The 19,841-nt window shown below is 36.5% G+C and carries 17 protein-coding genes; 9 read left to right on the top strand and 8 right to left on the bottom strand.

Annotated features, from left to right (window positions below; genetic code table 11):
• From FJR11_RS20925 to FJR11_RS20945, 5 genes are all read right to left on the bottom strand, one after another.
• A partial coding sequence (locus tag FJR11_RS20925) for a hypothetical protein (RefSeq protein ID WP_168507237.1) occupies positions 1–945 on the bottom strand: 945 nt, incomplete at its 3' end.
• Positions 946–982: 37 nt separating this feature from the next.
• Positions 983–2,260, bottom strand: a complete 1,278-nt coding sequence (locus FJR11_RS20930; protein ID WP_168507240.1) for a hypothetical protein — start codon at positions 2,258–2,260, stop codon at positions 983–985.
• 18 nt (positions 2,261–2,278) lie between these two features.
• A complete protein-coding gene (locus FJR11_RS20935) occupies positions 2,279–4,531 on the bottom strand; it encodes a hypothetical protein (protein ID WP_168507242.1) in 2,253 nt (750 codons plus the stop codon).
• Positions 4,532–4,921: 390 nt separating this feature from the next.
• Positions 4,922–6,805, bottom strand: coding sequence for a type IV secretory system conjugative DNA transfer family protein (locus tag FJR11_RS20940; RefSeq protein WP_168507244.1), 1,884 nt, complete (start codon positions 6,803–6,805; stop codon positions 4,922–4,924).
• A 160-nt stretch (positions 6,806–6,965) separates the two neighbouring features.
• On the bottom strand, positions 6,966–7,907 hold the full coding sequence (locus FJR11_RS20945) for a DUF4351 domain-containing protein (RefSeq protein WP_168507246.1): 942 nt from the start codon (positions 7,905–7,907) through the stop codon (positions 6,966–6,968).
• Positions 7,908–8,058: 151 nt separating this feature from the next.
• Here FJR11_RS20945 and FJR11_RS20950 point away from each other — a divergent pair, with 151 nt between their 5' ends.
• Both FJR11_RS20950 and FJR11_RS20955 read left to right on the top strand, forming a co-directional pair.
• Positions 8,059–9,156: a DUF5895 domain-containing protein gene (locus tag FJR11_RS20950; RefSeq protein ID WP_168507248.1), complete on the top strand. Its 1,098-nt coding sequence runs from the start codon at positions 8,059–8,061 to the stop codon at positions 9,154–9,156.
• Between the two features lie 357 nt (positions 9,157–9,513).
• The gene (locus tag FJR11_RS20955; protein ID WP_168507250.1) at positions 9,514–9,891 is read left to right on the top strand and encodes a UPF0175 family protein; all 378 of its coding nucleotides are present in this window, start codon (positions 9,514–9,516) and stop codon (positions 9,889–9,891) included.
• Positions 9,892–9,897: 6 nt separating this feature from the next.
• Here FJR11_RS20955 and FJR11_RS20960 read toward each other — a convergent pair whose 3' ends face one another.
• From FJR11_RS20960 to FJR11_RS20970, 3 genes are all read right to left on the bottom strand, one after another.
• Positions 9,898–10,626, bottom strand: coding sequence for a hypothetical protein (locus FJR11_RS20960; protein ID WP_168507252.1), 729 nt, complete (start codon positions 10,624–10,626; stop codon positions 9,898–9,900).
• 151 nt (positions 10,627–10,777) lie between these two features.
• Positions 10,778–12,730, bottom strand: coding sequence for a M23 family peptidase (locus FJR11_RS20965; RefSeq protein WP_254444809.1), 1,953 nt, complete (start codon positions 12,728–12,730; stop codon positions 10,778–10,780).
• Between the two features lie 162 nt (positions 12,731–12,892).
• Entirely contained in the window at positions 12,893–13,258 is a 366-nt protein-coding gene (locus FJR11_RS20970; RefSeq protein ID WP_168507254.1) for a hypothetical protein, read from the bottom strand.
• 128 nt (positions 13,259–13,386) lie between these two features.
• Here FJR11_RS20970 and FJR11_RS20975 point away from each other — a divergent pair, with 128 nt between their 5' ends.
• The 7 genes from FJR11_RS20975 (at position 13,387) to FJR11_RS21005 (ending at position 19,795) form a co-directional block, all read left to right on the top strand.
• Positions 13,387–14,082: a hypothetical protein gene (locus tag FJR11_RS20975; RefSeq protein ID WP_168507255.1), complete on the top strand. Its 696-nt coding sequence runs from the start codon at positions 13,387–13,389 to the stop codon at positions 14,080–14,082.
• 351 nt (positions 14,083–14,433) lie between these two features.
• Positions 14,434–15,066: a hypothetical protein gene (locus tag FJR11_RS20980; RefSeq protein ID WP_168507256.1), complete on the top strand. Its 633-nt coding sequence runs from the start codon at positions 14,434–14,436 to the stop codon at positions 15,064–15,066.
• Positions 15,067–15,371: 305 nt separating this feature from the next.
• Positions 15,372–17,186, top strand: a complete 1,815-nt coding sequence (locus tag FJR11_RS20985) for a bifunctional 3'-5' exonuclease/DNA polymerase (protein ID WP_168507257.1) — start codon at positions 15,372–15,374, stop codon at positions 17,184–17,186.
• 260 nt (positions 17,187–17,446) lie between these two features.
• Positions 17,447–18,229 carry a peroxiredoxin-like family protein gene (locus tag FJR11_RS20990; RefSeq protein ID WP_168507258.1) on the top strand — a complete coding sequence of 261 codons (783 nt, stop codon included), beginning with the start codon at positions 17,447–17,449 and terminating at the stop codon, positions 18,227–18,229.
• Positions 18,230–18,311: 82 nt separating this feature from the next.
• The gene (locus tag FJR11_RS20995; protein WP_254444810.1) at positions 18,312–18,476 is read left to right on the top strand and encodes a hypothetical protein; all 165 of its coding nucleotides are present in this window, start codon (positions 18,312–18,314) and stop codon (positions 18,474–18,476) included.
• A gap of 99 nt (positions 18,477–18,575) precedes the next feature.
• Positions 18,576–19,124: a DUF1349 domain-containing protein gene (locus FJR11_RS21000; protein WP_168507259.1), complete on the top strand. Its 549-nt coding sequence runs from the start codon at positions 18,576–18,578 to the stop codon at positions 19,122–19,124.
• Positions 19,121–19,795, top strand: coding sequence for a uridine kinase (locus tag FJR11_RS21005; RefSeq protein WP_174763157.1), 675 nt, complete (start codon positions 19,121–19,123; stop codon positions 19,793–19,795). Before FJR11_RS21000 ends, FJR11_RS21005 begins: the two co-directional genes overlap by 4 nt.
• The last annotated feature ends 46 nt before the right edge of the window (positions 19,796–19,841 follow it).

Genomic DNA, 19,841 nt, shown 5'->3' on the forward strand with positions numbered 1-19,841 from the left:
CAATATTCCCTGTGGTTGGGGTTGTGGGGTTGGCTCTATCTGAGGTTGGTTTTGTAACTGAAGTGTCGTGCTGACTATAATCACTAATATTACTAGTATTCCCACGATCACTAATATTATGAGTCCGTTGTTCTGACTGGTATGAGGCGGTATTTCCGGTGTTTCCGCTGGTATTTCTGTTTTTTTTTCCAATGTTTGAACCACTGGCTTCAAAGGTGCTTCTACATTACTTGCAAAACCTCTCCAAACACCAACATTATGCAGAATTGTATTTTTACTTAAAGAATCTGTAATCACAACTAAAACACCATTACTTTTTTCACCATTCCAACTGTTCCATTTTTTAGGGAGACAATATTTCTGTAATTCTTCTGCTAATTTATGTAAATAATCGTCTGATTTAGATTCTATTTGAGATTCGGAGTTTGGTTTTAAATTAGTAAAATATTGATTATATTTAGTTTGCAAATCATCTATAAATTTATGAATTCCTGGAATATCAACTTTAAATTCTTCCAATTGATAAAAACTAATTGATTTCTCTACCATCTCACTAAAGGAAGAATCTTTATGTAGAAAATTCTGGATAGCACTATAAGCTATCATTCTAATTATTTTCTCGTTGTCTGGTAAATCATCAACTATCCAAACAATCAAATTTAAAACTTTACGTCCTAATTCTTGAGAACGTTTAGGAGATTCGATTCCGCTAACTTCTAATAATAACTTTCCCTCTTCTCTAAATATCAGTAAAGAAGGCTTATATTCATCAATTAAATCATTGACAATAAATCTTTGACCATTTTTATCTTTCAAAACTTCAAAATTAATCAGATTAGGAGTATCTTCTAAACATTGATCTTCTTCACTTTCAATATTTCTCCAATGAATACCTGTTTTACCTTTAGCTGAAGTTTTCACATGAAGTTCAAAATTAAAATCCATAACTTAATTCTCCTTTTTGTTCATTCAAAGTTATTAACTAAAAAAGATTTTGAGGAAATTCTAACCATTTATGTCCTTGAAGAATCGCAAAACCATCATTATTTTTGCATCCTATAGCAAATCTAAATAAAGCATTATTAAAAGCAGTAATTTGTTCTTGAGTAGCTTGAATATTCTCAGTAGTAGATTCAATATTTGATTGAAGTTCCTGAACATTTCCTTGTTTATTTTCTAAATTATCCTTAGCTTGATAGTAAATAGGTTCCCTATCATCAAAAGCATTCACTATAGCTCTAAAAAACCACCACATAGTATTACGTTTATCTAAAATTCTTTTTTCTTCTTCAAATTCTCTTTTAGCATTATTTAATTTATCCTTATCTATAGATAATTGAGTTTCTAGCGTATCTAGATTTTCCTTTTCTTGTTCCAGGAAGTGTTTTTTATTTAATAAAAATACATTCATTAAAAATAACATAATATTTCTGAGTGGTTGATCACCATCTTTCGGTTCATAGGGTGCATTAATAGGAGTTTTGTAGTAGAAAAATTTTGTAAAACCATCTATATCAGTTTTATGATAAGCAAAAGTTACATTACCAATAGTTTGCACTGGAGTAACAACAACAGCTACTTTGTCAATTAATAAAGAATCTGATTTAACAAAATCAAGTAATTCACTGTATCCCATTTTGACATGAGATAAAAGATTTTCTGCATCTCTAGATGTTTTGGTATAGGTTTCACACTTAACAGGAGCCAAGATTAATAATCTAGGGGATGTAACATTACTAAAAGCATCTTTTAATAAGCTAGTAATACGTTGGGGATTATTTTTTTCTTCGTGCCATGTACCAAGTTCTCTATCAGTTACCATTCCTGTTTTTTTCTGCATGAGAGCAGTAGCATCAATAGGAATAACTATGGCATCACATTGATTTAGTTGTTGTTTAATATATTCTTTTTGTTGAAGTGTAGCTGTAGGGCTAAAGTATTCTCCAGAGGGATCTGTAAATCGCAATTTCATAAACTTTTTACTATTGCTACCAATCTCAAAAGTAAATCCTTGATCATTCCAAGGGTTATCTTTTGGTTGAGTAGGAGTCACTTGTTTTGTGATACGAGGATCTATATTTTTTAAAATAGACTTACATTCATTTATAGCAGCTAATACACCACTATTCTCTACCCATGTTTGTAAATTTGCTCGTTCAAAAGTTTTGTGAAATTCTTCATGCATTGCTGCTAAAATACTGGTTTTACCAATACCTCTAGGAGCAACAATAATAATTTTTAATTCTTCATTGACATTCATACTCACAATTCCTACTCACTATTTAGCTAAGTCAAATAAGTCTAATTTATTCACAGATGTAACTTGATTAACTGATTCTAACCATTCTTTCCGCATTTGTCTATCGTGTTCTTTTTTGCCAAAAATATCTTCCCAAATCTGCCCGCGTACTCCTCTCAGAAAGTTTTTCCATTCTTTTTGAATATCTTTTTGCCGAATGACGTTATCAATAAATTCTTCTACCATTGCATACAGAGCTTGATTGGGTTCAACCATTAATTCTTCTAAGATAGGTTTAATAGTATTAATGGCTATATCATAATCAATTTCTAATGCTGTGAATATTTCATCAGCAGTGGTATCTTTAGTCAGAGCAATAGTTTGATTTTGTGGTTGTGAAATCCCCCCAAATTCTCCAGTCATAGGACTAATATTAGTTAGTCCATCCAAATGTTGACGAATGCGAGGAAGAATTAAACCCCGATATGATAATCTAAATTCTGCTAGAATTTCAAATCCTGCTTTTAATTTGGGAAACCGTTCAGGAATGATGTTAGCAATATCTGTGAAAAATTCAGAACCATCGTTATTACTAATAGACTCTAAACATCCTTGTTCTTTTAAAACCTTAACTACTTGACTTTTCATTAATTCTACTGTTTGTTTAAGGTTCTCATCTAAGGATAGAAAACGATGAGAAATTAATACCCTCAATTCATCTTGATAGTCAGGATAAGCTCTAAATACGCTCATACCTTTAATGCGATTTCTAATTTCTTCTATAGCATTTTCTGATGATAAAATACCTTTATCTCGTTCGCATTTCTCAATAGCAGCTAGGAAACCATTATAAAGTTCTTCATTTGGTGTTTGACGCTGATGCCACAGTTGAGTTCTCAGTTCTTGTAGTGCTAAAGAAACTTCTTTCCACCAACCATTATCACTATTGCCAAATAAGTCGCTAAATAATTCTTCAATTTCTTGATAATCATCTTCATAATTCTGATTAAATATATCTTGGGCTTTGTTTAATTCAGAATTGATGGCTTTGTAAATTTCTAATAATCTTTCTTGACAACTTCTAGCATATTGTTTATCAAGATTAGTCATATTATTAGTGAGATAATCTATTAATATGTCTAAAATTTTACTAGTTTCTGTCTCTTGACTACAGTTGGCAATTAAACATTTTTCAACTGTAATATATTTTTCTTGTAATGTATTTAATAAATCTTGGCAGTTGTTTAAATTATCGCCATTTTTAGAATCAGAGCTAGTTTGATTAAGAATAACAAATGACCATAAATTAACGGGTAGTTCTATTAAAGCAGAACGAGAAATATCATATAATCTCACATCAACATCTGCCCAATAATCTCCCGCAGATTTAGGCATTCTGACAAATAAGATAAAATCTATATCATTACCTAAAGACTTAATTAATCTGGTTTCATCTCCAATACCTGTATCTCCTAAACCTGGCATATCTACTAAAGCAACTTGACTAACATCAACGTTAGGAAATGAGCAGGTAATTCTTACTTCTTTGACTGCTAAAAAATTAAAATAATTTCTTTCTCCATCAGGAGTATCTTGAGCAACATATTCTCTAATTTCATGTTTTTGAATCTTGAAGGGAGAATTTTGTTTGAGAAGATGACTATAGTGAGAAAAATAAGTATGATATCGCTTTAAATGTTCATACATTGCTCCTGGTTCAGCATAACCAGGGATATCTTGAGGTAATGATAGTAAAGGATTTTTAGCAAATTCCTCTACAGTGAAAGGTTTTCTTCCTAAACCAAGTTTTTCATAATAAGGTGCAATAATATCATCTAAAAAAGAACGCTCAGTATGAAACCAAACTTCTCCATAGGTATCTACATTAGAATTATGATGAATAATGCTTTTTACTCCGGTGCAATGTTGTCTATCTCCATCCGGTATTTCTGCTTTAGTTAATCCAGTTAAACTTTGTAAAAGACGACTTTTCCCTTGTCTTGCACGTCCAACAACACCTATATTTAAAGTAGGTCGAGAAAATCGGTTTCTTAGTTTAGTTAAAGAGTCTAGTTCTGCGGTTATATTTGATTGAGTATGAGCAAAGCTAATTTCATTTAATTTACCAATTATCTGCAAATTCTCAGTTGATTTTAAAATATAATTACGTTTTTCTTCTAATTTTTCTAAGGTGCTAGAAAGAGTTTTTAAGTGTTTTTCGACTTTACTAATCTTTTCACTCCAGATGTGACGATTATTAATAATGGTGCTAATGCGCGTATTTCTGTCCATAATATACTTTAGCTATACTCATTAAGAGTATATTCGTGACCTGTATCTAAGTAAATAGATTAAATCTAAAGAAATAGTTAATTTTTTATCTATATTTAGGGTTTGCTGAAAAAGTTGTCTGTGAGGGGAGGGAACAGGGAACAGGGAACAGTTTCAGCTATCTGGATATCCTCAATTTCCCATATCCGACAAGGAAAAATGCAACTTTTTTGAGACTCCATTTGCCAAAACCTTGCACTTTTTTGTTTGGAAAATCTGCAAAACCCCTATCAATAAATGGTTTTAGCTTTATTCAGCAAGCCCTATTTAGCCAAATGATTCAGTTTCAATGTTTTTAGCCTCTTAATTCATCCCGCAAAGGGAGTAACGCCCATAAAATCCACCAGCTTGCTACCCTTGCAATCCTGGAGTTTGATAAACTCGTGTTGTAAAATTCTCCAAAACATCAGGTTCTTGATGATTACCAGACCCCTGTTCCTCCTGTTCCTGGACTGTTACCACATCTTCCTCTGGTAATGGCAACATCCGTCCTGCTTCCTCAATGCGGTCATACAATGCCTGGGTCAACATTTTAAGATCAGGAATTGTCACCTGACTTTCTAAAGCCAATCTAACTTGTGTATCCCAAAGACCTTCGCTTTCCTTAGCTCTTTTTTCATCGGTTTTCGACACCGGAATAATTAAAGGATAGGGAATAGAAGCTTGTCCCCCGGAACTGTAACCGGGACTGGTAATTACACATTTACCCTGGGGAAACTTGAGAATTTCATCTGCACTGATAACAGGCATTTTTTGTAAATTCTCACTCCAGCTAATTGAACGGCTCATTTGTCCACCAAGAGTTCGCCCAGTGGTCCGATTTTTAATCAGCACTTCCTTCTCACCGTAACGTTTTGAGTAATCTTCCGCCGTTTTATAGTTACCAGGATTGAATAACACATGGGTACTGCAAGCTGATGCGATCGCACTCCCCATTTTATCCCCATAAATATCGTAAAGCTGCTCTAAACTTTGAATACCTAAGATAAAACAAGCACCATTAGAACGATATTCATTAATCCATTGTGGCAGTCTATCCAACTTAATTGATGGTAATTCATCCAAAGAAATAATCAACGGGTCTTTACGGGGACGGCTCAAATTACCGACAATCATTAAGTGCATTGCTGCTGCCAGTAAAGGACCAACCACACTACGACGTTCATCATCCAGCTTGAACACCACCATTTCTCTACCTGATAGCTGAGTGGGAATATCCGATTGACCGATGAATGCCCGTAACAAATCAGCTTGAATAAAAGATGAGAAAGTCCCTGCCGCTGTCGTCAAAATCCCGGAAATAGTCTTTTCTGCGTCCTTAGCACTCAAAAATTGAATAAATGAAGTGGCAACCCATTCATCCAACCGTTTGGACTGGACCGCATGATCAAGACGTTGTACCAATTTTGGCAACCGCAACACCGCATACAGCATCGCCATGTCTGGGTAGGGTGAACCCTTGACTAACTGTAATAGTGCTTTTGCTAACAAATCCCCAGCCTTAGCAAAGAACTCGTCACTTTTACCCCCACTAGCAGCATTGCGGTTAATCACTTGACCAATTTCCCCAGCCATTACCCCATCTCGTGCATCCCGCATATAATCCAAGGGATTGATGACACCACTAAAAGCTTCACCAGGTGCAAATACTCGCACTTTATAACCATAACGTGCTGCTAGGGGTGCGTGGAGTCGCATTTGGTCGCCTTTTTTGTCATAAAGTAAAATTGGAAACCCTTGCTGCATGGCACTTTCTAGCATCCTGTCAATAGTCGAGTAAGTTTTCCCAGAACCCGGCGCACCTATTACCAGTGTTCCCCGTTCGGCATGAGGAAACCAAACTGTAGGTGCAGCACCCAGCATGGTTTGCAAGTTAGCCACTAACCCCCGCCACTTCCCTTTTGTCCAGTAACGGGGTGTACCAGACCACAGGGTAACTTTATTGTGTTTGTGTTCTTGGATTTGTTTAAATGCAAGGTTAGTAGCTGCTAGTTTTTCGCTGACACCGCAGACTTTACCAGTGGTGATTTTTCCTTTACCCGTACCACTGATTTGCAGTAGTATTAAAACTACCAACAGTCCAGCCATCATTGTCCAGCCTTGGGGGTTGTTGTACTGTTGAAAGAATTTACCGAAGTCAATACTGGCTAGTGTTGGTTGGTAAGAGGATAGGTTAATTAGCGCTGTTTGAGTGGTGAGATGGTGGTTTGGTAAGTTTTGCTGGTAAAGGGTCATGGCAGTTGTGTATGGGTTTACCAGCAATTTTAGTGATCACGGTAAAGTTAGGGAATTGACCTTTTGGATATTTTATTTTCCGCCAAGAATCCCAGATTCCAGTGAGAAGTTATCAATGTTACCCCACAGTAGTTAATGAAAAGTGGGGTTTTTACTTAATCTAAGACTCTGGTTTATTTTGTAACCATTGTTCTAAATCGGTGATAGAGGAGAAATCTAAGAGTGCTTCACCGAGTAATTCTAATTGCTCAATTGATAATGTCCGAATTGTCTCAATAAATGATGATTCAATTCCACCAATTCGCCGATTTAATAGTCGGATAATTAGTTGTTGTTCACCGCGTTCCATTGCTAATTCTTCTGTTGGACTAATGAAAGGCATTTGATTTTCCTCCTCTAAATGTTTGATTTTAGTTACTAATCCTCGTTGCAATTCTTTGGGTAATGTCATCATTTTATCAATGATCTTAAAAAGTTTAACAATTTGTTCTTTTGTTAAGCCTCGTTCATAAAGTCCTCTAATTAATACCCATTTCCATTGCTCACGTTCTGATAAATTCCCCGTGGTGGCTTTAGTTTTTAAATGCGCCATTACTATGATAGCAAAGGGATTAGGATTAGATTCTAATTCAGTCCACCGTGATTCATAGTCTAGGAGTTTAGCAATGGGGAACTTCAAACTTAATTCGCAATCTAACATAGCTTGATGATAACTGTTAGGTCGCCAAGTGGAACTTGTGTCTCCTAAAATCGCCAGACCCACCACAAATTTATGATACAGGTCAAAAGCTCGGTAATTATAAGTGTACATCCTTTCTTGGAAGTCAACATCATATTGACTCTGAATCTCAATATGAATTAAAATCCATGCTTGTGTTTTATCCAATAACCAAACTTTGTACAGTTTATCTGCAATCCGTTTTTCAGTTGATGATGAAGCTGTAATTTGTTGCAGTTCTTTGTCTAGTGATTCCGGTGGTTTTGTCCAATCAATTGCTTCGTAAGCCACAGGAAAGAAAAAGGATAAGAAACTATCAAAATATTCGTTTAATGCTTCTTTCCAGGATTCGTCATAATTTGCAGTAATTTCATTTTTGGTCATAAAACGCTATGCTAAAAATAGTTATTGCACCCTCAGTTTCTTTACTTTGATTTGTTAATATCTACCTAATATTCTAGCATAAAATAATTAATTTGTAATAAATTTAGAGGCTAACGCCTCAGACTTTGGACAATCATATTTATGCAGTCCAATGGTTAAATCAAAAGTTACAAACAACTCTAAACACCCCCATCAATCTCCTCCCAAAACTACTGCTGCTAAACCTAAACCTACCAAAGCCAGAGCAACTGAAATTGATGATGATGACTTTGAAGGAGAAGAATTTGAAATAGACCCAGAACTCTTGAATGATAACTATAACCAAGTCCGTAAACCGCTTCTTCCCTATGGTATCGTCGTTAATGATAAACCTGCTGGACTATTAATTCCAGAAGACCAGTTAGAAAAAGCTGGTTGGCTGGAAATGCCTGAAGAAGACGATTTAACTACTGTCACTTTAACTGAAGATGTTACCGGACTATTAATTACTGAAGGTCGGTTACTGGTTTTAGGTTTTGCACCAGAATATATCCGCTATAAATCAGATGTTGAAGATGTCGGTGGTTCGTTATTTGGACTTTATGATGATTATAAACAAAGTCTTGATAAAAGAACAATGGATGTCTGTTCAGAACACGCAATTATGTTTCTGGATGACAAGAATCAAGCATTACATACTACTCCTGTTGTTGTCCGATTCAAGAATGTAGCTCTCTGGAGTTTTAAATCAGTCCGTGAAGAGTTTTACCGTTCATTAGAGAAAACCTTTGCTGATTATTTCCAAGTACCATTTAGTGGTAAAAGTGATAAATGGCGAAGTTTAGGGGTGCTGGAAGTTGAGTTTAGAGCAATTAAAGAAGGTGAAGGTAAGAATAAACACAACTGTTGCAAAACTGTAGCCTATACTAAACCCACAGTTGAAAACTTTCCCCAACTGTATTTAGGTAAACCCGCAGCTAAAGCTTTAATTTGGCAACAACATGATGCTATCGCTGGTTTCAATGAACCACAATCTCTACCTGCTTTACCAGGAGAATCGGTATCTGTAGAGGTGGAAGTTTTACCACCAAACAAAAATAAGAACAAGAGTAAAACTCAAGCTGTCCGTAAATCCAAACCAACAACTAAACCACCTCGGAAAATTCAAGTAATTGAAGATGACGATGATGAAAACGACGATTTAGAAACCGATTTGGACAATGATGATTTTGAATTTGACGATGATGATGAACAAGATGATGACGAATAGTTGAATGTTATCAAATTAGTAACCGCTCAATAAATGGGGGTGGACTACCTATTCGAGAACGAATTTACGCCATTTGATGCTTGTCATTGAAGGATTTACCCCGGATTATTAAGCGGTTACTCAAATTACTTGTGTTGAACATAAATTGAGAGCATCCACTTTTGGTAGATAGACCCCCGCGAAAGCGGGGTGTGCTTTTTTAGATGAACCATATAGTAGGGTTTTTGGAGGACAAATGTTTGATAGAATTGTACAGGATGGACTAGTTTAGGTATCGCTGTTTGGATTTAATAGAAGTCTTATATAATTAAATAAATAAATCCTATTAATACTGATGAAAGGAAAAAAGGTACAATTATGCAAATCACTATCGAAATTCCTGAAGATATTGGCAACCAACTACAACAGAACTGGCAAGACTTACCCCAAAAAATCTTAGAAACTTTAGCAATAGAAGCTTATCGAAGTGGTATCATGACTGCTGGACAAATTCAACAGTTACTAGAATTTGATTCACTTTCAAAAACTCAAGTTTTTTTAAACCAATCTCAGGTTTCTCTAGATTATACCCAAGAAAATCTAGGACAAGCTAAACAAACAAAGATGTTAGCTGATGATATTAAGGAACTCCAGCAAATCTGTATTGAAGAAGATTATTCCTTAGAAATTCCCTCTCATCAAGACCGTCCTAATTTGTTTTTTTATACCTGCAATGACCTTTTTATTGAATCATAAAAACTGTTATTTTGGTAATTTATTCATAGTAGCCAAAAGTTGACTATCGGCAAGTTGATAACGATTACCATTAAAACAAAAGTTCAATTGTCGTAATTGCTGTTTTTTTGTTTGCAATACCTTAACACAAGGTAAAGACTGATTCCGGTTTTCTCCTACTGCTAATAATTGCTTTCCTGGGGGTAATGTAGGATTTAAATAACTCAAAAATACCTGAGTAATTGGTTGATTTGGTTTGAACCAATAACCAGCATACAGACAACCCAAAGCACCACAAACATCTGGAATATTAAAGTTGAAAATTGTCAGCTTGCCGTCTTTTCCTGCCACATTTATAGCCAATGTATTGTCAACAGATGCTTGAGGATTCAAGTTTGTATTTTCTCCAATTACCTGTTCCACTACAGAACTAGAAACAAGATTAACAGCTTTGTGCCAAGTCAAAGTCGCTGCATTCAAACTACATCCTCCTAAACCACAGAGAACAGAAAGCAGTAAAAAGATACTTAAACCAACACGAAACCAATGCACCCCATAACGTATTCTCATGGGAGGTTCTGGTAATTGATATCCTGTTGTTTTTAGTGATTGAGATTGAGTAGAAGAGACTGACAAAGGAGAAACTACCTTGTCTGCTGTTACTTGCTCAAATTGCTTTTTTGAATGCAAATCAGTATCAGAAAAATCCTTTGTCTCTGGCGCGGAAGATATAGAGGTTGTAGATAAATTAGTCATAAAAACCACGATGATAAGTATGGAACTTGCAACTTTTGAGAACCTAAAGGAAAGACGAATCAAACGAATTTATTTGTTGTGATAAGTTATAACAATAGCCACAATTGTTATAAGTGGCTTTCACTCCTGACTCCTGCTGTATTTCGTACTTCTAATTACCAATGTTTTGAGCATTACTAATGTATCGAGAAGTTAAACTAGGAGTGCAGGTCAACGTTCCATTATCGCTGTTATTATTGCCATAAAAAGCTAAAGCAGCTTTGCCGTAATCTTTCAGACTGAGACGACCAAAAACATCAGAACTACTAGCATCAACTTTGCTATTATCACCACCAAAATGCTTTTGAGCTACTCGCTCAATCAGCCGTTCACCAGTGAATAATTGTCCTGTAATCGGGTCAATTTCCGTTTGAGTTACTTGAATTTTATTGGCGATATCAGCCATAAATGCCCTATCCTGATAGCGAAGCGCTCCGTAGGAATCCGCAGGAGGAAAAAACTCAAATAGTTCAGTTTCAGTAGGTTGATAACCTTGTCTTACCTGATTAAGAAACTCTTCTCCTCCCGACTTGGCAGCAATTAACCGCACTGCGTAGGGGTTGTAACTCATGAACTGATACCGTCCCAGTCCTCGACCACAGTTTAAACCCCTATCAGCGCAGGTATGCACACCAACAGCTTGATAATCCCCACTACCAGCACTTTCAATTTCGGCAATGGCATTTCCTAGTAATGGCAAATTAACACCGTAGAAAGATTGACTGATAATTGAACGATTACTACTGGTAAATCTGCAAGGATTAATTTGACTTGTTGTGCTATTTTGACTGAGATTACCTTTCACCTCCCTATTTGCACCCGTTGGTGTAGAAGTAGTATTAACACTTTGCTCATTCCCACTGTCTAAATTGCCTACAAACATCAAAGCATTCACCTGATAGCTGAAAAAAGGAATTGGACCAATAAAATAAGGTGTACAACCCATCTTCCAAGCGCAGAAACGAAAGTATAAAGCCGTATCTACTGTATCTGTGGTTTCATCTGTTTCCATGACCACAACTTTAAAAGCTTTACCAAAGGGTAAACGTCCCGTTGGTTCTCGTCCATTGTTAACTGCTTTGAGTATCCCCGAACCTCCCTCAACCTCCTGATATTTACCGGATATCCATTGCTTACCTTCTAAAGACGAGCGATCACTCTTACCTACATTTTCCAAATCATCTAGTTCTAAATAAGCACAATCTTTTTGAGTACAGGGGACAGAAAAACCTTGCACATCTGAGCCAGAAATTGTATTGTTACGGCGATTTTCTGCTGTTCCGTAAACCGCATCAATTCGCATGACTAAACTACCAATTTCACTGATAGGATTGGGCATTAATCCTAAAGGCACTTGTCCCAATCCAGGAATGTTTTTGACAAAACTATTCATCCAATTGGTTAAATCTTGAATTGGTACTGTTGCCAAATTGGGAATTGAAGTTAGCGAAAACTTTGACAAATCAATTTCTCCCAGCTTGATGTTCCCAACTTCGTATTGTGTCAATACCTGAGATAAAGTTAAATTCAATGCTTCAATTCCTTGAGTTTTCAGTAAAGCCGCAACAGGTTGAATATCTTTGACTGCTGTTTGAGCTAATTGAGGAACAACTTTAGCTAAATGACTCAATGTTTGTTCTTTAATCAAAGAAAATTCACTTAATGCAATATTGTTTAAATCAGTAGATGTTATCTCTCTAATAGCTTGCAAAGCAAACTTTTCTGTTTGCAATGCCTCACTGATATCTCCTAACTTCAAATATCCATCAGGAGTCATGCCCACAGTCCAAGTCCGACTCAAATCATAACCTAATGTTTGGCTATAGAGACTGCCATCAATTGCCCCAGATTGACTGATACCTGGTAGTTGACTCAGAGAAATTTGCTTCCAGTCTGGCAACAAAAGTTTAGTTGCAGGTAATCGAGATTGAGCATTAGTAACTTCTACAATTCGAGTAGGCAGATTGCCATTATTAAATATGCTGTTTGCAGCCTGAACAGTGACACTGTAGATAATAAAACTGATGACAATTAGCAAAAATATCCATCTTTTTGAATTGTTCATAATTCAAGTTTTCCTGTGAGGATGGCAACCACCACGGCAACACGATAACTACACCCCAATCAATCAAGTATTTTCTTGAATCAAGACTGGATTTGTTTGACTTTGGGGTGTACGTATTAGAGAAAATATGATTTATAAATCGCATTCCTGAATTCTGACGATTTACAACTCTAATTCTGGGGATGTTGACTGCTGAGTTTTCTGAGACTTGTAACCTAAGCCAGAGTTATATCCTGGTAATTTCGGATTGGGATTAGCTGCTGATTCGGTATAGGGTGTATCACCCAAGTTAATTTCAAAAACATTTTCTTGATAACCATCTGCAAATCTATCTGTTTCCCAAGGGTTAATATTATCCTCATCACCATACGATTGATAACCGTTGGCAGACTTAACCTGACGATTATTATCATCATCAAAATTTGATTCCTCAAGGCTATAACCATGTGATTGATAACCCTTGGCAGATTTAACCTGACGATTATTTTCATCCTCAGCGTTTTGATTTAATGCGGGTTCTTGATTCATTGGTATGACCTGAAAAACAATACCAATACCAGCATAAAAAATTGATTGATTAACGGCACTAACCGATTGGCTAATTATGTCTTAGCCTATTGGCTATTTTGGGTGATGCGCTCATATCGAGAAGACAAATGGCACAAATCAACTTGATTCCACCCGAAGTCATAGCAGAAATCAATAATCATAAAAATGCTAAACTGCCAGACAACACTTTGAAAATGCTGCAAATTCTCGCTAGTTTAAATACTCCTAAAGAATTGTTAGCAACTTTATTAGAAATAGCCGAATTTTCTGTACACCATATTCGCTATCTAGCAGGTCCATTAGTGATTTACGGCAATTCTTGGAGTGATACAATTCCTCAATGGCTGAAGTTTGCTTGTATTCAAGACAGATTAGAACTGATTTGCAATGAGTATGAACAAAATCAAGTTGGTGAATATGCCACAGCTACAGAAGTTCTCACTTACATGATGCCTGCAAGTTACGAAGCACCTTTACATCGAGATTACGCTGATCTTTATCTTTGGGTAGGCAATGAAGTTTTAACTAAATACAATAAATTACCAAAAGATTGCCAGAGTTTTTATGAATTTATTGATGGTACTACGAGTGATACTAGCAATAAATCCATTATTCATTTTCAGCAGGTAAAGAACGATTTTTACGATATTAGTCAGTCAATTCGCCGCAGCATAGTTAAACACGCAGCACAAGAAGGATGGGGGAAACGTCGTGTTAATTCTAAGTCTAAAATAGACTCAATTGAAAATACTCCTCCTCCTGAATCTTCCTCCAATTCATCTGTACAAATGGACTTGTTTTAAAGTTACCAAAAATCCTCAGTCTCGAACTTCTAGTTTGAAACTGAGGATACATTGACTTTACCCTATTTCATCACTTATAGATCAATGAATTCTCAAGGATACAAGCAGTAAAGATTCCAGAAAGTTTAACCCCATTTTGATAAAAGTGTCCGCATTCTATAAATATCTAAACAGATGTTTTTGTTTCTCACCAGCAGTCCACAGGTGACGCACCACCCACAATTAATGAAATACTCCAAATCTACAAATATTGTCATGTTCTAAGTTTCATTAAATCGTATTGATTAAAAGCAAGTGAAATGGAAGCTATTGCTTCGTTGTTTTTGATAATCAAATCTCAATTTAGTTACCATGAATATTCAATCAGTTCAAGAAAGTTTAAATTATCTCATCCTGGTAATTACAGCATTCTCTATCATTGTCATGCTTATTGATTTTATGGTGGGATTAGTGCATTTATGGCATCAAGTTGCCCTTAACGTCGAATATTGTATCACTCACAAAACATCTGAGCAATCAAACATTGAACCTATTGATACCACAAATAGCAATCTTAATGTTGAACAAGAAAATTGTAATCAATCAGCTATCTATTATTATGCTTCAAATAGTTCTCTCAATGTTGAAAATGACAATGACAATCAATCAAATGATAGCACTTCTTTACAACCAGAACTTGAACTCAACAATTCCGTTACTCTTAACATAGATAAAATTGATTTACGCACAGCCAGAAAAATTGCCAGTGCCATTAAAAAAGTTTCAAAACCCAAGTCTGACCTAATTATCAAACAAACAGTCAATGGTAAAAGCGTTCCTTTAGCTTGGTTGCAAGCACAGATTAAAAATCGCTTAGAAATTGCCCCAGAAATTGTCAAACCAATTATTCAAGAATTAGCTCCTACTGCTATTAATAATTCTCAACAGCATATCCAGCATCATCAGGTTGTCCAAACAAGTAAACGTCAGCGTCAAATTAGTTAATTGAATCAAGTTATAAGGAGAGGGATATTACATATAAACCTCTCTTTAACAAAGTTTTGAGGTTGGATTACCCTGCTTTTAAATGCAACAAGTTTTGTATCGTGTTCTAAATCCCCGGTGCAAAACTTAATCACTAATTAATTTAATTATTCTTAGGACTTACTCAAAAGGTTACAAAAGTAGGGGTAATTCATGAATTACTCCTACGAAAGAATTAGGTTTTCAGTCGCATCTTGCGTAAGTCCTAATTCTTATCAAACAATACCGACTAATACTTATGGCTTAAAAGCCCAATTCTTATCACTATGAATTACTCTCCAGAATACATTTTAGTCAAAGATATTCCCACTCTCAAAAGCATTATCAAACCTTTGTTTCATGCCGAAATTTTAGCCTTAGATTGTGAAACAACAGGACTCGACCCTTTAACTGACACAATTAGATTAATTCAAATAGCTGCACCCAATTACCCAGTTGTACTAATTGATTTACCAGCTATATCTGTGCGCGATAGCGCAGAACACAATACCGAAAATAATCAGCTACACTGCATCAGAAGCACTCGCACTGGAATTTATCGTTTACTACTCAAAAAACTCTTCTGCAACTCTGCTGTAAAAATCGCTCATAATGCCAAATTTGAATGGCAATTTCTCACCCAAGCTGGACTTCAACCTTCTGGGTATTTCTTCGATACTCAACTTGCTTACCAAGTTGTGAATGCGGGAATTAAAACCAGTGCATCTTTAGAAAATGTAGCTCGTAAACTGTTGCGTATCCAACTAGATAAAACCTTACAAACTAGCAATTGGCATCAACAACTAACTCCAGAACAATTACAATATGCTGCTACAGATGCTGCTATTTTACTTGACCTTTACCCAATTTTAGTCAAGAAATTAACACAGGCGAAATTGCTAAAAATTGCCCAACTGGAATTTCATTGTCTACCTGTTGTCGCCCAAATGGAACTCAATGGAATGTTGTTTGACTTGTCCAAATGGCAAACTCTGGGTGCAAAGTTAGAAGCTGAGAAAATAAATGCACTTCAACAGTTAAAACAACTGCGTCTTGCTGGTAAATCTCAACTATCACTGTTACCCGAATTAACGGATACTGTTAATCCTAATTCACCCCCACAAGTATTAGCTGCTCTCCAGGCTCTGGGTATTGCCATACAATCAACTAACCAAAAAGATTTAGTCCCTTTGGTTAATCAATATCCTATTATTAAGGCTCTTTTAGACTATCGCCACCTTGCCAAAATTACTGCCACTTTTACTGATAGTTTACCTAAACACATTCACCCCAAAACTGGGAGAATTCACCCCAATTACTATCAACTAGGCGCAAGGTCTGGAAGATTTTCCTGTCGTCACCCACCATTACAAACCATTCCCCGTCATGCTGCGGCTAGAAATTGCTTTATTGCTGCACCTGGCTACCAAATTTTAGCAGCAGATTATTCGCAAATCGAGTTAAGAATAGTAGCTCGTCTCTCTGGTGATGCTAAGATGCGCCAAGCCTACCGTCAAGGTGCTGATTTGCACAAACTCACGGCAGCTTTGGTAACTGGTAAGCGGATCACGGAGGTTAGTGAAGAAGACCGCAGACTGGCTAAAGCGATTAATTTTGGACTAATTTACGGTATGGGGGCTGCCAAACTTCGCATTTATGCTGAAACTAAGTATGGTGTGACAATGACACTGGATCAGGCGAAGGCTTTTAGAACCAGGTTTTTTGATGCTTATTCTGGTGTGACTAAGTGGCATGAAACGATTAAGCAGGCATATTTGCGGGGTGTTAAAGAAAGTCGGACTTTAGCTGGGAGAAGACGGAGATGGGCAGATAAACCAAGGTTAGCAGAAATGCTTAATCATCCTGTGCAGGGTTTGAATGCAGATATTAATAAGTTGGCAATGGTGAAGCTGATTAAACCGTTAAGTAGGACTAATGCAAAGTTGATCTGCGTTGTCCATGATGAAATTGTCCTGGAATGTCCAGAGAATGAGGTTGAGCGAGTGAGCAAAATGCTACACAGATGTATGGTTGCTGCGGCTCTTAAGTTTCTTAACCCTGTGCCTGTGGTAGTAGATATTACGGTAGGTGATTCCTGGTAACTACGGGACTTAGACAAGAATTGTCATAAAAATACGTGGTATAGCAGTAGCTATAACGATTAGGACATGGATTCCCACCTATACGGCAATAACAAGTCTATATTTTGTGCTAACCGCCCCGTTGCTATAATTGAGAAACGAGCGCGTCTTCTTGCAAGCTCAGTGGCACTCAGCCCTGAGTTACTGATAAAATAAAATCAACGTGAATTCAGATCAATTGGGCTAGAATTTAATAGCTAAATAGCAGTTTATACCTTGCAATGAACCCCTACGCTATCCTTAATCAGAACAAATATCAACGTGTTAGTGATGGCATGAGCCGACCCCTGCTAGAAAACTGCGAGACTGCCTCACATATCCTTATTTTAGTTTGGCCACAACTTGGAGATTTTGATAGTCTTGAATATGCGTGGTGGTTGCAGCGCGAAGCTAAAAACTTGACAGATAAAAAACTCGCTATTCGTGCAGTGGGTATAGGCAATCTCGCTTCTGGCACAAGATTCTGTGAATATACAGGATTTCCGCCGGAAAATTTATTTGTTGAACCGAATGGAGAACTACATCACCAACTCAATCTCTATTCTGGTCTGAATCTTTCTCTCCCTGGGTTTGCTGAGTCCCAGAAAGCTTGGCTAAATCTAATTTTGATGTGTGCAGGGATTGGTAGTCCGGGAACGCTGGCGGAGGTTTTTCGGGGATACAAGGGAGACCGCAAAGCCCCTCAACTGATTGGGGATGATGAAATCATTCAAGGTACTCCTCTACCTGCCTTCCAAGGCTCGTTTTTCCAATTAGCCGGCGGCAGTGGGTTTCAACGTCCCTTTGAGTTAGCTACTCTGCGGCTACGGAATATGGTGGAAGTTCTCAGAAATTGGCAGACTTATGTACCGAATTCTGCCTACTTAACTCAGCGCGGTGGCACTTTTTTGTTTGATAGCAAAGGTCAGTTACTTTACGAACATCGAGATCCAGGAATTCTCGGCTTTGCTGCTAATATGAGCCAACCCCTATCATTTTTATCCTTAATTGAAAACTGTGCGTAAACTATAGGAATCCGGTTTGATTCTTGTTCATTATACTGAGACTCAATCGTTGATTCGATGGGGTTTACGGTTTACAGATTGTATGGCTTACGCCACGCTACACCACGCCACGCTATCAAAATTGGGATGGTTTGGTGCTATTCAATATCCCATTACCACACCTAAAATATTAGGAATTGCCACATTAGTAATAGCGATTCTAATTAATCAATTGGATACAAACTATTTTCATAAAAATGTCAATTAGTGCCGGGGATAAGTTTGAAAAATTGTTATATTTTTAAACTCATCTGCTCACGGTAAAATTACACAACTTATTCCCTTACATCTAAGAATAGCAAAAACTATGGAATGGCTTAATGAACCTGCTAACTGGTCGCATTCTGAGCAGCAAATCATCATTAGAACTGCACCAAAAACTGATTTTTGGCGGATAACTCACTATGGTTTTATTCGTGATAGTGGACATTTCTACTTTGACCGAGTGAGTACAGATTTTGTTGTTGATGTCAAGATAAAAGGCAAATATAAAGACTTATATGATCAGGCAGGAATTATGATTCGTGCCGATGAAAAACATTGGATTAAAACTGGAATTGAATATGTTGATGGAGTGCAAAATGTGAGTGCTGTCGTCACTCATAACTATTCAGATTGGTCATTTACACCTTTATTAAATCCTCCTCATATTTTTCAGCTACGGGTTGAGCGATGTCAAGAGGCTATTCATATCGCTTATTTAGATGAATATGACCGCTATGTTCCCTTGAGAATGGCTTATTTTCCAGTTCAGCAAGATATTCAAGTCGGAATTATGTGTGCATCACCACAAGGAAATGGGTATGAGGTAATTTTTGAAGATTATCAATTAACAAAAAAAGGGGGAAATTTATGATAGATATTGAAGATTTAGCTAATTCTATCCTCCAAAAGCAATCAAAATTATCAATAAATAGAGCTTTTTTAGTTGCTGTCAGTGGTATTGATGGTTCTGGAAAAGGTTATATTACTGAAAAATTAATTACTGCTTTGAATCAGCAAAATCTTCATGCTGTTGCTATTAATTTAGATCCTTGGCATAAGTTACCAAGCGAGCGATTTAATTCTGAACATCCAGGAGAGTATTTTTATCATCATGCTTTTTATTTTGACAATCTATTTCAAAAATTGATACTGCCGTTAAAAAATCAACGAATGATTAACTTAACGACTGTTTTAACTGGAATTACAGGTATACCACAAACCTATAATTATCAATTTGCAAATGTGGATATAATTGTGCTTGAAGGAATATTTTTGCTGAAGCGATCGCTCCAACATTTTTATGATTTTAAGATTTGGATTGATTGTTCATTTGCAACTGCTTTGGAGAGAGCAATCCAGCGAAATCAAGAAGATATTTCACCAGAACAGATAATTGAGGATTACCAAAAAATTTATTTTCCTGCCCAAAAAGTTCATTTGGCAATTGACAATCCCAAATCAAGTACAGACGTGATTTATATTAATGATTTCAAGTTAGGTGTTCACCATGATCCACCGAATGCCCCTTCCTCAACAATGTAAGGTTGGAAAAATGTCAAGAAGAACCAATTAATTTACCAATCTCATC

Origin of the sequence: Anabaena sp. UHCC 0187, from assembly GCF_009712035.1 — a bacterium.
In the GTDB taxonomy this organism is placed as follows: Bacteria; Cyanobacteriota; Cyanobacteriia; order Cyanobacteriales; family Nostocaceae; genus Dolichospermum.